This is a genomic window from Mycobacterium zoologicum (assembly GCF_020181635.2).
Lineage (GTDB): Bacteria > Actinomycetota > Actinomycetes > Mycobacteriales > Mycobacteriaceae > Mycobacterium > Mycobacterium zoologicum.
Window position 1 is genome coordinate 190,407 of sequence record NZ_JAYJJS010000001.1, and the last position, 14,589, is coordinate 204,995.

Annotated in this window: 10 protein-coding genes, 1 pseudogene and 1 riboswitch; of the genes and pseudogenes, 5 read left to right on the forward strand and 6 right to left on the reverse strand. The window is 68.0% G+C overall.

Annotated elements, in window-relative coordinates; all coding sequences use genetic code 11:
• Positions 1-25: 25 nt before the first annotated feature.
• The gene (locus K6T84_RS00925; RefSeq protein WP_224864859.1) at positions 26-676 is read left to right on the forward strand and encodes an SDR family oxidoreductase; all 651 of its coding nucleotides are present in this window, start codon (positions 26-28) and stop codon (positions 674-676) included.
• Between the two features lie 39 nt (positions 677-715).
• Positions 716-917, forward strand: a riboswitch (cobalamin riboswitch).
• A gap of 133 nt (positions 918-1,050) precedes the next feature.
• Positions 1,051-3,327, forward strand: coding sequence for a 5-methyltetrahydropteroyltriglutamate--homocysteine S-methyltransferase (gene metE, locus K6T84_RS00930; protein ID WP_225401630.1), 2,277 nt, complete (start codon positions 1,051-1,053; stop codon positions 3,325-3,327).
• Positions 3,328-3,363: 36 nt separating this feature from the next.
• Here the strand turns inward: metE and K6T84_RS00935 are convergent, their stop codons facing one another.
• From K6T84_RS00935 to K6T84_RS00945, 3 genes are all read right to left on the reverse strand, one after another.
• Entirely contained in the window at positions 3,364-4,371 is a 1,008-nt protein-coding gene (locus K6T84_RS00935; RefSeq protein ID WP_224864857.1) for an LLM class flavin-dependent oxidoreductase, read from the reverse strand.
• An 11-nt stretch (positions 4,372-4,382) separates the two neighbouring features.
• The gene (locus K6T84_RS00940; RefSeq protein ID WP_224864856.1) at positions 4,383-5,183 is read right to left on the reverse strand and encodes an enoyl-CoA hydratase/isomerase family protein; all 801 of its coding nucleotides are present in this window, start codon (positions 5,181-5,183) and stop codon (positions 4,383-4,385) included.
• A gap of 77 nt (positions 5,184-5,260) precedes the next feature.
• Entirely contained in the window at positions 5,261-5,851 is a 591-nt protein-coding gene (locus K6T84_RS00945) for a cysteine hydrolase family protein (protein ID WP_225401629.1), read from the reverse strand.
• 57 nt (positions 5,852-5,908) lie between these two features.
• Here K6T84_RS00945 and K6T84_RS00950 point away from each other — a divergent pair.
• From K6T84_RS00950 to K6T84_RS00960, 3 genes and pseudogenes are all read left to right on the forward strand, one after another.
• Positions 5,909-6,040, forward strand: a pseudogene (locus K6T84_RS00950) (enoyl-CoA hydratase); the annotation flags it as partial.
• A gap of 349 nt (positions 6,041-6,389) precedes the next feature.
• The gene (locus K6T84_RS00955) at positions 6,390-10,340 is read left to right on the forward strand and encodes a cation-translocating P-type ATPase (protein ID WP_224864855.1); all 3,951 of its coding nucleotides are present in this window, start codon (positions 6,390-6,392) and stop codon (positions 10,338-10,340) included.
• Positions 10,341-10,367: 27 nt separating this feature from the next.
• On the forward strand, positions 10,368-11,246 hold the full coding sequence (locus K6T84_RS00960) for a crotonase/enoyl-CoA hydratase family protein (RefSeq protein ID WP_224864854.1): 879 nt from the start codon (positions 10,368-10,370) through the stop codon (positions 11,244-11,246).
• Here the strand turns inward: K6T84_RS00960 and K6T84_RS00965 are convergent.
• From K6T84_RS00965 to K6T84_RS00975, 3 genes are read right to left on the reverse strand one after another with little or no spacing between them, the layout of a single operon-like run.
• On the reverse strand, positions 11,243-12,070 hold the full coding sequence (locus K6T84_RS00965; protein ID WP_224865695.1) for a sterol desaturase family protein: 828 nt from the start codon (positions 12,068-12,070) through the stop codon (positions 11,243-11,245). The two genes, K6T84_RS00960 and K6T84_RS00965, sit on opposite strands and share 4 nt — an antisense overlap.
• Positions 12,071-12,075: 5 nt before the next feature.
• A complete protein-coding gene (locus K6T84_RS00970) occupies positions 12,076-12,783 on the reverse strand; it encodes a FadR/GntR family transcriptional regulator (protein ID WP_224864853.1) in 708 nt (235 codons plus the stop codon).
• A gap of 58 nt (positions 12,784-12,841) precedes the next feature.
• Positions 12,842-14,575 carry a DUF3556 domain-containing protein gene (locus K6T84_RS00975; protein WP_225401628.1) on the reverse strand — a complete coding sequence of 578 codons (1,734 nt, stop codon included), beginning with the start codon at positions 14,573-14,575 and terminating at the stop codon, positions 12,842-12,844.
• Positions 14,576-14,589 lie beyond the last annotated feature (14 nt).

Here is a 14,589-nt window from a genome sequence, read left to right on the forward strand (position 1 = left end):
ACGATCGACGGGTAGCGTCGAAGCCATGGCACGCATTGTGATCATCGGGGGCCACGGCAACGTCGCCCTGCTGCTCAGTCCCATCCTTGCCGACGCCGGTGAGGAGGTGACGTCGATCTTCCGCAACCCCGACCACTCCGAGGAGGTCGCCGTCACCGGGGCGGTTCCGGTGGTGGCCGACATCGAGCAGCTCGACACCGACGCGCTGGCCGAACTGTTGACCGGCCACGACGCGGTGGTGTTCTCCGCCGGCGCCGGCGGCGGGAACCCGGCACGCACCTATGCCGTCGACCGCGACGCCGCGATCCGCACCATCGATGCCGCGGCGAAGGCAGGAGTCCGGCGGTTCGTCATGGTGTCCTACTTCGGCGCCGGCCCCGACCACGACGTCCCCGAAGACGACCCGTTCTACCCGTACGCCGAGGCCAAGGCCGCCGCCGACGCCCACCTGCGGGCCACCGACCTGGACTGGACGGTGCTGGGGCCGAGCCGGCTCACCCTCGAGCCCGCCACCGGAGAGATCGCTGTCGGACCGGACACCGGCAAAGGGCAGGTGTCGCGCGGCAACGTCGCGCTGGTGATCGCTGCCTGCCTGACCGACGCGTCGACAATTCGCCGCACCATCGAGTTCAACGACGGCACGATGCCCATCTCCGAGGCGCTCGCGGCCGGGTAATCTCGATCACGCAACTGGTTTGCCGATACCCCCGCGGTCTCGGCATCGAGCGCAACGCGGTTTTCCGTGGAGCGCGAGAGGGAACCCGGTGAGAATCCGGGACTGTCCCGCAGCGGTATGCAGGAACGACCGCCGTCATAGGCACTGGTCACGGGTCCGTGACTGGGAAGCGACGGCCATTAGGAGCACCGTGAGGTGCGCGCCTGCGAGTCCGAAGACCTGCCTGTTGTGCCGGGCGCGCCGCGCCCGGCGGATCAACGCCTCGCGGAATGGGCGTCTGGTTTTGATGGTTATAGTGCGTTAAATTGCACAGACCGGATTGGCTGGACACCCACCAGGCGGTGACCCACCTCTCCGAATCGAAGGATTGCACTATGACCGCTCAACCGTTCAGCGCCACCGTTCTCGGTTCACCCAGAATCGGGCCCCGCCGCGAACTCAAGCGCGCGACCGAGAGCTACTGGGCCGGCCGGATCGGCCAAGACGAGCTCAAGAAGGTGGCCGCCGGCCTGCGCCGCGACACCTGGGCGCAGCTGGCCGCCGCCGGCCTGGACTCGGTGCCGGTCAACACGTTCTCCTACTACGACCAGATGCTCGACACCGCGGTGCTGCTCGGCGCACTGCCGGAGCGGGTGGCCGGTGTGGCCGACGAGTTGGACCGCTACTTCGCCGCAGCCCGCGGCAACGCCGACATCGCACCGCTGGAGATGACGAAGTGGTTCGACACCAACTACCACTACATCGTCCCGGAGATCGGCCCGGACACAAAGTTCGCGCTCAACCCGGCCAAGGTACTCGCTGAGCTCAAAGAGGCTCAAGAGCAAGGCATTCCGGCTCGCCCGGTGATCATCGGACCGCTCACGTTCCTGCTGCTGAGCAAGGCCGTCGACGGGGCCACCACGCCGATCCTGCGCCTGGATGAGCTGACCGACATCTACGCCGAGCTGCTGTCCACGCTGGCCGGCGCCGGCGCGCAGTGGGTGCAGATCGACGAGCCGGTGCTGGTCACCGACATCGCCGCCGACGCCCCCGCCCTGGCCGAGCAGGTCTACCACCGCCTCGGCGCGCTGCGCGACCGGCCGTCGCTGTTCGTGGCCACCTACTTCGGCGACCCCGGCGCCGGGCTGGCGGCACTGGCCCGCACCCCGGTCGAGGCGATCGGTGTCGACCTGGTCTACGGGTCGGTGGATTCGGTTGTCGCCGAGCCTGAGCTGACGTCCAAGACGCTGGTCGCCGGCATCGTCGACGGTCACAACATCTGGCGCACCGACCTCCAGTCCGCCCTGGCCAAGCTGGAACGCCTGCTCGGCTCGGTCGGCACGCTGGCCGTGGGCACGTCGTGCTCGCTGCTGCACGTGCCCTACTCGCTGGAGCCGGAGACCGACCCGGCCCTGGACGACGGCCTGCGCAGTTGGCTGGCGTTCGGCGCCGAGAAGGTGACCGAGGTGGCCGTCCTGGCCCGCGCCCTGACCGAGGGCCGCGAGGCGGTGGCCGGCGCGATCGCTGCATCCGATGCCGCCGTGGCGTCCCGCAAATCGGATCCGCGGCTGAACAACGCCGATGTCCGCAGCCGGATCGCGGCGATCACCACCGCCGGGTCACACCGGGGCAGCGCCGCCGAACGCCGCGCCGCCCAGGACGAGCGACTGCACCTGCCGCCGCTGCCGACCACCACCATCGGCTCGTTCCCGCAGACCGTCGACATCCGCAAGGCCCGCGCCGCGCTGGTCGCCGGGGAGATCGACGAGACCGAGTACACCCGCCGGATGAAGGCGGAGATCGCCGACGTCATCACACTGCAGGAGGGCCTCGGCCTGGACGTGCTGGTGCACGGCGAGCCGGAGCGCAACGACATGGTGCAGTACTTCGCCGAGCAGTTGGACGGTTTCTTCGCCACCGCCAACGGTTGGGTGCAGTCCTACGGCAGCCGCTGCGTGCGTCCGCCGGTGCTGTTCGGTGACGTCTTCCGGCCACGCCCGATGACGGTCGACTGGGCCACCTACGCCCAGTCGCTGACCGACAAGCCGGTCAAGGGCATGCTCACCGGCCCGGTGACCATCCTTGCCTGGTCGTTCGTCCGCGACGACCAGCCGCTGGCCGACACCGCCGACCAGGTGGCTCTGGCGATCCGGGACGAGACGGTGGATCTGGAGGCCGCGGGCATCGCGGTGATCCAGGTCGACGAGCCCGCGCTGCGGGAGTTACTGCCACTGCGCAAAGCCGACCAGCAGAGCTACCTGGACTGGGCCGTCGGAGCGTTCCGGCTGTCCACCTCGGGGGTGACCGATGCAACCCAGATCCACACCCACCTGTGCTACTCCGAATTCGGCGAGGTCATCGGTGCGATCGCCGATCTGGACGCCGACGTCACCTCGATCGAGGCGGCGCGCTCGCACATGGAGGTGCTCGACGACCTCAATGCGATCGGGTTCTCCAACGGAGTCGGCCCGGGCGTCTACGACATCCACTCACCGCGCGTCCCGAGCACCGATGAGATGGCCGCGTCGCTGCGAGAGGCACTGGAGGCCGTTCCGGCACAGCGCCTCTGGGTCAACCCGGACTGCGGCTTGAAGACCCGCAAGACCGACGAGGTGACCGCGTCGCTGGCCAACCTGGTGGCCGCGGCGAAGCAGGCCCGCGCCGGGGTGTAGACGTGGCCTCGTGACCGCGGGTTGATCAACCCGCGGTCACGAGGACCAGTTTGCGGCCACCTCGATCAGCTGTAACTCGTTGGCGTGCAAAGCATCCGGATCGACACTGAAGTTCGGCGGGTACAGGATCGCCCAGTCGACGACACCGTCGTAGCGGCGCAACTGCTCGGCGACCTCTTCTTGGGTGCCGAACACCGCCCGCTCCTCGACCATTGCCTCGCCCGCCGCGATCACGCCGGCCGCGTCGCCGCGCATGACGGCCTCGCGGGCGGCGAACCGCTCGGCGGCGAACTGGCCGCCCGGGAACAGGGCGTCGTACCCCTTTGGCGTCGAATAGAACCCGACCTGGGACGCCGCATCCCGGCGGGCCGCGGACCGGTCCGTGCCGGCCGACGCCACGATCTGTGTCGTCATCAACAGCTGCCCAAGATCGCGGCCCGACCGCAGTGCACCCCTGGCCAGCAGCGGGGGCGCGATGTCGCGCAGGTAGTCCGCGGAGGCGATGGTGTGCCCGACGAATCCGTCCGCACACTCCCCCACCACGCCGACCATGTGCTCGCCCACCCCGGCCGCGAGAATCGGCATCGTGTCAGGCAGCGCGGTGCGCTCATAGTGCGCCATCGCGACCCGGTCGAACCTGCCCTCGAAGTGGAACGAGCCCTCGCGGTGGGCGATCAACCGGCGGATCAGATCGATCCGCTCCCGGACCTGCGGGGCGGGATGATCCATGGTGGCCCCATACCAGTCCTGGTTCATTCGGCGGGTGCTGCTGCCGACACCCAACACGAATCGGCCATCGGCGATCGCCTGGATGTCGGATGCCGACGATGCGAGTGCCAAGGCCGAGCGCGCGAAGAGCGGGGTCACGTTGGTGCCGATGATCGCCCGCTCCGAAGCCGCCGCGAACGCCGCCGCCCGGGTCAGACTGCTGCGGTTGTAGTAGTCGATCGTCCACAGCGAGTGCACGCCCGCGCGGTCGGCCGCCCGGACGATCTTCAGTGCCTGCGCGGGGTTCTCATCGACGACTACGAGCCCGATTTTCATCGCGTCGTCCTTCAGTTCTGGGCCGACGGGAACCGCGGCGGACGCTTCTCCCGAAGCGCGCTGTAGCCCTCCACGACATCCGGGCCCATGAAGGTGAGCATCTCGTAGGCGGCCGACTGGTCGAAGGTGGGCCCGGCGCTGCGCAGCCAGTTGTTCAAGGTGCGCTTGGTCAGCCGGATGGCCTGCTGGGCCCCGGTAGCCAGAACGTCGGCAACCCGCAACGCCTCGTCGAGGACCTGTTCGCGGGGAAGGGCTTTGGCGACCATGCCGATCCGCTCGGCTTCGGCGCCGGTGATCATCTCGCCGGTGAGCAGGTAGTAGCGGGCCTTGGCCATGCCGGCCAGCAGCGGCCAGATGATCGCCGCATGATCACCCGCGGCCACACCGAGCTTGACATGCCCGTCACCGATCTTGGCGTCCTCGGCGACGATCGCGACGTCGGCGAGCAGCGCGGCAACCGTGCCGGCGCCGACGGCCACACCGTTGATCGCCGACACGATCGGCTTCTCGCAGTTGATGATTCCGTACACCATGTCGCTCATCTCTTTGAGCATGTGCGAGACCCGGTCGTAGTCGCCGGCCATCCGTTCCACCATGGCCAGATCGCCGCCGGCGGAGAAAGCCTTGCCGGCACCGGTGATGACGGCGACGCGGGTCTCGGGGTCAGCAGAGACGTCATTCCACACCCGGGCCAACTCGCCGTGCATCTGTTCGTCGGCGGCGTTGTACTTCTCCGGCCGGTCGATCGTGATGAGCAGAACGCCGTTGTCCCGACGGGTGAACGTCAACTGGCGGTAGTCCTGATAGGTCATAGCGCTTCTCCCTTTAGGTCCTCACAGATCCTCAGCACCTCATCGGCAGCACGTCGCGCTCCGCCGACTGGGCGGCATCAATCCGGCACTGACGCGACTCCCGGGACGACGACGGCGAAGAGGTCGGCGACAGCAGCCAGGCTGCCGGCTTGAAGCGTCGCCGACGACACGGTGCCGTCCACCCCGGGCAGCGACCGGGTAGCCGTAGTGGACGCAACGATGGTCGGAGCGTAGCCGAGGTTGAACGCCCCGCGTGCCGTCGAATTGATACACATGTGGGTCATGAAGCCGGCCAAGATCAGGTTCTTTGCGCGCAACCCCTTGAGCCGCTGATCTAGATCAGTCTCGACGAATGAATTCGGATAGCCCTTGACCACGACGGGTTCATCGCCGCGCGGCGCCACCCGATCAACGATGGCGCCGGACTCGCCGGTGATGTCGTAGGCCGACCCCGGACCCATATCGTGCTGAATGTGGATCACCGGGATGCCCGCGGTGCGAGCGCGGTCCAGCAGCGACGCTGCTTCGTCGAGTGCGGCCTGCACACCGTCGAGTTCCATCACCCCTCGGGTATAGGTGACCTGGCAATCAACCAGGATGAGCGCGGAATCTCGAAGACTCGGCGGTTCGGCGGGCAGTCCGGCCAAGGCGCGCAACGTTTCGGTCACCTGATCCACCTTTCGTTTCTCAAATCCCATCCTTCCAACTCTCACCGCTTGCATTGTCGCACCTTCGTCGAGGTCAATGACGACGATGCGGTCCGCGCGGTGATCGTCACCGGATCCGGTCGCGCGTTCTGCGCGCGGATGGACCTGTCCAGTACCGGCAACGTGTTCGGGCTTGACGAATCCAGAAGTTCACCTCGCGGGCCTCAGCGATGCCGCCGTTCTACGATGAGTGGGTGCGCGAGCGGTAACCGGTACCGCCGGTCGGATGAAATCGATTGAGTTCACCCATATTTCAAGTGGGGTCTCGTCGGCGTTCAGCCGCCCGCCGCAATGCGCGGCTAGCTTCGGTGGCGAAGGGGAGTAGTTCCTAACCGCCAGGTGGCGGATGTGAATGGTCGTCAGTACGGCGGGCCCGACCCGCCCGGTCATTCAGCGGACCCAGGACATTCCGCGAGCGAGACCTTCGGACGATTGGCCATGTCGACCGAAGGTCTCGCAGGCATTCTCCGCAACTTCGGTCGCCGAACGAAGGAGACCGATGCCCCCCTCGATACCCGCCCTGATCGACGATGCCGAACCGGGCTATGACGTGGTTGCCGACCCACCGGCGGAAGCTGACCGCTCACGGCGGCACCTTCGCCCGGCCCCCGAACCCGGCGATGGTTTGATAGCGGTCAGCAGTGCCGCGATGGCCGGCATCAACGCCGTCGGCCTGGGTATCGCAGTTGCCAGTCGCGTTCTGCGTTTTCGCCGGTTGCCCTCCACTCTCCAGGGCGCTGTAATCACCCTGGACCACCAGCCACAACTGCGCCGCCTGCTGGAGGAACGAATCGGCGAGCGCGCCACCGCCACTGCATTGGGAATGGCGACCACCGCCGTCAACGCACTCGGTGCGGCGCCGTCGATGCTGGCGGTGGACCTGGCGATCAACACCATCAGGGCCATCGAAGCGCGCGCTGACGCCCGGTCCTGGGCGCGTCGCGAGCCGGAGCTGGCCCGCCCGGGTGCCCGATCGGCCCAGCGCACGGCGGACTCCCCGGAGAGCCCGGTCGACCAACACCTACAACGCGGGACCTGGATTCAAGCGATCGGTGCAGCCGTCGTCGCCGCGACCAGTCGCGACCCCGAGCTGGCCGGCAATGCCGCATTGGTCGCGGTGCCCAAAGCGACCCGAGCCACTCACGAATCGTTCGCGGCGACGCTGGGCCGCGGGCTGGCCAATAACGATGAGGCGCTGCAGGTCGACCCTGGCAGCCTGCGCCGGCTGGACCGGATCGATGTGGTGATCCTCGATCCGCGGGTGCTGCGGACCGACTCGTTGCGCTTGGCGCGGCTTCGCGGCACCGACGAGAAGGATCTGACCGCCTGGGAGAGCGCCCGGGCGATGCTCGCGGAAGGCGACCTGCGGCCGGGTTGGCATCGCGTCACCGGCCGCCCCGGCACCGAGGCACTGTTTGCTCCGGCGCCGCATCCGCTGGCGGCCGCGACACTCGCTGAGACACAGCGCGCCCAGGTGCGAACAGTGACCGTGGACGACTCCACCGGCCTGGGAGTGCTGCGGCCCGCATTCGACGAAATCGCTTCAATGACAGGCGATTCGATCGACGACGCGCTGCTCGACGCGGTGCGCGACTACCAACAGGAAGGCCACACCGTCGCGGTGATCTCCTCGACGGCCGCCCAGGCACTGTCGGCGGCCGACCTCGGGGTCGGCATCCTGCCCGACGACAGCGAGCAGCAGCCGCTGGATGCCGACCTGATCGTCGATGACCTGTCCGGGGTATGGCGGGTACTGCATGCCCTGCCCGCAGCCCAGGCGGCCACCCGCCTTGGTATCGCATTATCCACCGGCGCTTCGGCATTGGGTTCGATGCTGCTCATTCCCACGGTGCGAGGACGCGGTCCCGAACCGGTCGCGCTGGGCGCGGCCGTGGGTCTGGTGTCCGGCTACTGGTCGGCCCGCCAAGTGATCGCGGCGCCGCTGCCCCGGCCGGTGCCCGTCGACGAATGGCATGCCATGTCGGTCGAACAGGTGCGTTCCGCCTTGGCCTCGCCGTCGCAGCCCGACTTCGCACCGGACGCCCGCACCGCCCAGCGGCACGTGATCTGGCAGTTCCTCGACGCGGTGCGTGACGAACTGTCCGACCCGCTGACGCCCGTCCTCGGACTGGGTGCCACCGCCACCGCGCTGCTGGGCGCACCAATCGACGCGCTCATGGTCGGCTCTGTCCTGGCCAGCAACGCCGTCCTGGCGGCCGGTCAACGGTTGAGTGCCGAGCTGCGACTGGATCGGCTACTGGCCGAGCAGATCCCGCCCGCCTGGAAGGTGACGATCCGGCCCGACGGCACCCGCGAACGTGTTCAGGTGCTCCCCGACCAGTTGCAGCGTGGCGATCTGATCGAGGTGGGACCCGACGACGTGGTGCCGGCCGACGCCCGCGTGATCGAGCAGGAGAAGCTGGAGGTCGACGAGGCGTCGCTGACCGGTGAGTCACTGCCAGTGGCCAAGCAGGTTGACGCCACCCCGGGCGCAGAGCTGGCCGAGCGTCGCTGCATGCTGTTCGCGGGCACCACAGTGGCGTCCGGGACCGGTCTGGCGTTGGTGACCGCGGTGGGCCCCGACACCGAGGTGCGGCGCGCCGCCGACCTGGTCACCAGCCGGCACGGCGATATCGGCCTGACCCATCAGCTCGGACAGATCACCACCCGGACCTGGCCGCTGAGTCTGATGGCCGGCGGTCTGGTCAGCGTGCTCGGGGTGTTGCGAGCCACCCGGCTGCAGCAGGCGGTGGCCAACGGTGTTTCGGTGGCCGTCGCCGCCGTCCCCGAAGGCATGCCGGTGGTGGCGACGCTGGCTCAGCACGCCTCGGCGCAGCGTCTCACCAAATCCGGTGTGCTGGTGCGGGTGCCCCGCTCCGTGGAGGCCCTGGGCCGGGTCGACGTGGTGTGCTTCGACAAGACCGGCACGCTGAGCGAGAACCGGTTGCGGGTCACCGAGGTGCGGACGGCATCCGGTCATTCCCGCGACGAGGTGCTGCGTTGCGCGCGGCGCGCGACAGCGTCGGCCACGGGGCAGAGCCATGTCGACGCCACCGATGCGGCGATCGTAGCGGCCGCAGAAGCGGTGCCCCACGCCGTCGTATCGGCGGCCGCCGATGCCCATCTGCCGTTCCGCTCCGGGCGGCCGTTCGCGGCATCGGTGTTCGGCACCGAACTGACCATCAAGGGGGCACCGGAGGTGGTGCTCTCCGCCTGCGCGGACGTCCCGGCCGACATCGACGACGTGGTGGAGCAGCTGGCCGACGAAGGCCTGCGGGTGCTCGCGGTGGCACGCCGTGAGCTGAGCCCCGCTGAACTGCACTCGCTTTCGGCCGATCCCGACGATCCCGAGGCCCAGCTTGCAGCCATGGCCCAGCAGTGCGCCGACGGTTTGACCCTGGTCGGATTCGTCGGCATCTCCGACACCCCGCGCGCCGGGTCGGCCGGCCTGCTGGCCGAGCTGGATCGCCGGCAGGTACCGGTTCGGATGATCACCGGCGATCACCCGACCACCGGCCGTGCGATCGCGCGCAATATGGGCTTGAATATCACCGCCGAGCAGGTCATCACCGGCTCGGAGTGGGAGACGCTGTCGGGTAAGGAGCAGGAGCGCGCCGTGGCCGAGCGGGTGGTGTTCGCCCGGATGTCACCGGCGAACAAGGTGCAGGTGGTGCAGGCGCTGGAGCGCAGCGGCAGGGTATCGGCAATGGTCGGCGACGGCGCCAACGACGCCGCCGCCATCCGGGCCGCCACCGTCGGGATCGGGATCGTCGCCCAGGGCAGCGACGCCGCCCACACCGCCGCCGACGTGGTGCTGCTCGACGGCCGTATCGAGACCCTGTTGGACGCCCTCAACGAGGGCAGCCAACTGTGGCAGCGGGTGCAGGCAGCGGTGGCGGTGCTGCTCGGCGGCAACGCCAGCGGCGCCCTGTTTGCGATCATCGGCAGCGCGCTGACCGGGCAGGCACCGTTGAGCACCCGGCAGCTGCTGCTGGTCAACATCGTGACCGATGCGTTCCCGGCCACCGCGCTGGCGATCAGCCAACCCCGTCGCCCCATGCCCTTCGGGGGGCGCGGGCCCGACGAGCAGGCGCTGCTGCGCGCGGTGGCGCTGCGCGGCACGACGACGGCCGCGGCGACCCTGGCGGCGTGGTTGATGGCCCGAGCCACCGGCTTTCCCCGGCGCGCCTCGACGGTGGCGCTGGTTGCGCTGGTGACCACCCAGTTGGGCCAGACCCTGTTGGAGTCGCGTTCGCCGGTGCTGGTGGCTACCGCGGGCGGGTCTTTCGCGGCGATGACCCTGCTGATCAGCATCCCCGGCGTCAGCCAGTTCATGGGATGCACGCCGCTGGGTCCGATCGGCTGGGCGCAGGCGCTGGGATCGGCCGCGGTGGCGATCACCGCGGCGGGCATCGCGCCGCGCTTCCTGTCGCGTCCCGAGGCGGACTGATCGGATGGGTACAACTAACCTCGGCTGATGACCTTCAACGCGCTGCGCCACGACGTCGAGGACGGCATCCTCACCCTCTACCTGGACCGGCCGGACAATCTCAACGCGTTCACCGTGGAGATGGCCGACGAGCTGGAACGCACCTTCGTCGAGGTCAATGACGACGACGCGGTCCGGGCGGTGATCGTCACCGGCTCGGGGCGGGCGTTCTGTGCCGGGATGGACCTGTCGAGTGACGGCAACGTCTTCGGGCTCGACGAGTCCAAATCGCCGGCGCTGGCCGACATGGCCGACCTCGACAATCCCGAGCTGGCCCGGGTGCGCGACACCGGCGGGCGGGTGACGCTGGCGATCTACAACTGCCGCAAGCCGGTGATCGCCGCGGTCAACGGCCCCGCGGTCGGGATCGGCGCCACCATGACGCTGGCGATGGATGCCCGGCTGTTCTCCACCAACGCGCGGTTCGGGCTGGTGTTCGGCAAGCTGGGTATCACCCCGGAGGCCTGCTCGACGTGGTTCCTGCCCCGCATCGTCGGCATGCCAACGGCTTTGGACTTGCTCTACCGCGCCGACATCCTCGACGCCGAGGCCGCACGGAATTGCGGCCTGGCACAGGCGGTTTATCAACCCGAGGTGCTGCTGAGCGAGGCGCGTGTGCTCGCCGACGCCTGGACCAAGGGCCGCTCGCCGGTGTCGTTCGCGCTGATCCGCCAGATGCTTTACCGCAACTCCGCCCAACCCGACCCGATCGAGGCGCACCGGGTGGATTCGCTGGCGATGTTCTACACCAGCATCGGCGACGGCGCCGACGGGGTGCGGGCGTTCCTGGAGAAGCGTGAGGCGCAGTTCACCTCGCGGGCTTCGGCGATGCCGCCGTTCTACGACGAATGGGTGCCGCGCAGTTAACCGGCCGGTTCCCACCCCGGGCCGCGAAACAGGTGGCCCCACACGGCTTGTCGGCTGCGGGCGGTCTTGACGTCTCGCCAGATCGAGACGTACTCGTGGGTGGCCACCCGCACCGGATTGAACGTCTCGATGTTCTTGGTCAGCCCGTAGACGACCCGCTCGCGCTCCGGCTCGAAGGTTCCGAACAAGCGGTCCCACACGATGAGGATGCCGCCGTAGTTGGTGTCGAGATACTGCGGGTTGGACCCGTGATGCACCCGGTGGTGCGACGGGGTGTTGAAGATCAATTCGATGGGCCGCCAGAGCTTTCCGACTCGCTCGGTGTGGATGAAGAACTGGTAGAGCAGGCTGACGGACTGCTGCAGCAGGATCATCCACGGGGCGAACCCGGCGAAGCCCAGCAGGATCCAGAACGGGACCGCGGTGAACGGCGTCCAGGTCTGACGCAGTGCGGTGGACAGGTTGTAGTGCTGGCTGGAGTGGTGCACCACGTGACTGGCCCAGAACACCCGGATGGTGTGGTGAGTGCGGTGATACCAGTAGTAGGCCAAGTCGTCGGCGAAGAACAGCGCGATCCAGGTCAGCGGATTGCTCGCCGGCAGGTGAACCGGCGCCAGCAGGTAGGCCGCACCGTAGGCGGCCAGCGCCGCCAGTTTCCAGCCGACGTTGATGATCACGTTGCCGATGCCCATCGCCAGGCTGGTGCGGGTGTCGCGCAATTCGTAGCCGCGCTCGTCGTCGTCGGGCAGCACCGCGAAGGAGACGGCTTCCAGGACCAGGCAGAGGATGAAGACCGGGATCGCGTGCTGGATCAGGTCGAACACGGCGGCTACCTCTCCCAGTTCTGGCATGCGTTGACGAATCGCGTCAGCAACTCTTCGGCGAGGCGGTAGGCGGTGTCTTCGTCGGCGGCTGCGATGGCGGCGGCGAGATCGAGGTGCGCGCTGCGGTCGGCGAATTCGGCGGCGCCCAGCGCGTAGATCGCCTCGCGTCCCATGTCCTCGAAAGCGGCGGTCAGGGTGTTCAGAGCCAGCCGGTAGGCGATGTTGCCCGACCCGTCGATGACGGCGATCCAAAACGTCAGATCGGCCTCCAGCACCAGCTCCAGTTCCCCGGATGCCGGATAGGCCGCGGCGGCGGTGGTGATCGCGGCGCGCTGCTCGGGCGAGGCGCCCCGCGCGCACAGGCGTGCGGCATCCGCGGCGATCGAGCGCCGCATCACCGCGACATCGCCGATGATCTGCTGTGTCGGGATCACCCCGGCGGCAGCCAGCCCGGTCAGGGCATCCAGGCCGGCGCTGGTTCGCCAGTTCAACACCCGGGTCTTGCCGCCGTGGCTGATCCGCACCAGTCCGGCCTGTTGCAGCCGCTTGAGCGCTTCGCGAACCGCGTGCCGGTTGACCTGCAGCGTCAGCGACAGTTCGCGCTCCGACGGGAGTGGCTCACCGGCCGGCAGGCGTCCGGTCAGGATCTCTTCGACAAGGCGCCCGAAGATCGTGTCGGAGACTGCGGTGCGGGCGATGGGCGCAAGATCCATGGGCTATATGATCGGGCACCGAACCCCACTGGTCAACTGGTTGGACCAGTTATCTGGGTCACACCTGCGGATGTACCGGCAGGTCGTCGTCCCACGGCTGGCGGGAGGCCATGTCGGCCACGTTGACGTAGCCGCGCTCGAACTCACCGGTGGCGGCGTCCACCAACCGGTAGCTCTGGGTCTGCCGGTGGATCGGCTGCGCGTCGAGGATCACCACCCGCACCTCCCCCGGCTCGAATCCGCAGCGCCGCTGCAGGGCGGCGATCAACTGCTCGTTGCTGAAGTGCCCGTCACCGAAATTCCAGCCGATCGCCGTGCTGGTGATCCGTTCACCGTCGGTCAGGACGTAGTCGTCCTCATTGCGATCGGCCATCGCCCGGTGTGCCAAGGTGAACAGCGCCCGGCCGTGAGTGTTGAAGGCGCGGAACGCATATCCCATGTACATCGGGATCTGCGCGGCTTCCTTGCTGCCGTAGAACTTCTCCAGTTGAGCGGCGGGCATGCTGGCGATCGCCACGATGTTGCGGGCGATCTTGGCGTCGGCGGACGGCTTGATACACCACAGCGTGGTGTCCCAGTTGCCGGCGTAGTAGCGCATCCCCGGCAGGAAGGACACCTTGCGCGGGAACAGGTTTCCGAGTGCGACGGTTCCGGCGACGACGACGAACAGCGCGATCGGCAGTGGCGTCGTCAGATCTCCCAGCCCCACTCCGGAGTGGCCGACGAACAACGCCAGCACGGAGAACATCATGAAGACGTTCCACTCCAGCGGCACCCCCATCGGAATCGCCGACAGGATGCCGAAGTGGAAGCACAGCATCACGAAAGCGCCCATCGCCGTGGGCCACCCGCCGTGGCTGAAGAACAGCACCAGCGGAACACCCATCTCGATCACCGTGGAAAAGTGTGCCAGCCAGCGTGACGCTCGGCCCGGGCGCAGGTCGTCCGGGAAATGTTCGAAGAACTTGCGCTTGATGGCCCGTGACCGAAACAGCGGGTTGTTGCTCATCATCGTCGAGATGACGAATGGGAAGTGCTTATTGAGCTTGGACGTCGCCGCACCCATCCAGATGACCAGGCATACCAGCTTGGCAGCCACGATCATGTCCACGCCGTAGCCGGCGAACAGGAATGCGACCGTGAAGGATCCGTACACCTCTCCGCGGGCAGCCAGGAAGATGACCTTGTCGCGCAGCCCCAGCACCGCCAGCACGCCCAGTACCGCCCAGATCTGCCAGACCGGTAACACCCCGATCGTCGTCGCCAGCCCGGGGACCGGCCCGGTGCCGTCGGAGAACAGCGCGACCACCAACAGCACCAGCAACGCCCCGTACAGCAGAGCATCGAACGGCGTGCGCCGGTCGCCCGCGGTCAGCGGTATCCGGCGCGGCCAGGGTGGCAGCCGGATGGTGTTGGGCCGCAACCAGTACAGGATCGAGCCCATCGGCGGGAAGAACCGGTTGTTCAGCGGGCCGAACCCGCAACCGAGGCCGACCACCTCGAACAACATCGTGTACAGCACGACCTTCTCGAACACGATGGGCTCGGCGTACCAGTGCGCGACGCTGGCGAAGCCAGCAAGATCTCCGATACCGGCAGTAGTCAGGCAGATCAGCCACGCGCCCAGGACGTAGAGCGCGATCTTGACGACGTAGAACAGGTGCAGCAAAACCGGGGTACCGAAACCGACCTCGGCCCAGTGCCGCGCCATCGGCTTGATCCTCTCGGCGCGGGTGCCCTTGCTCCATTCCTCAAAGTCGATCTGCGGGGTGTCCTGCTTGAGAAATCCCATGCCGGTCAGATTAG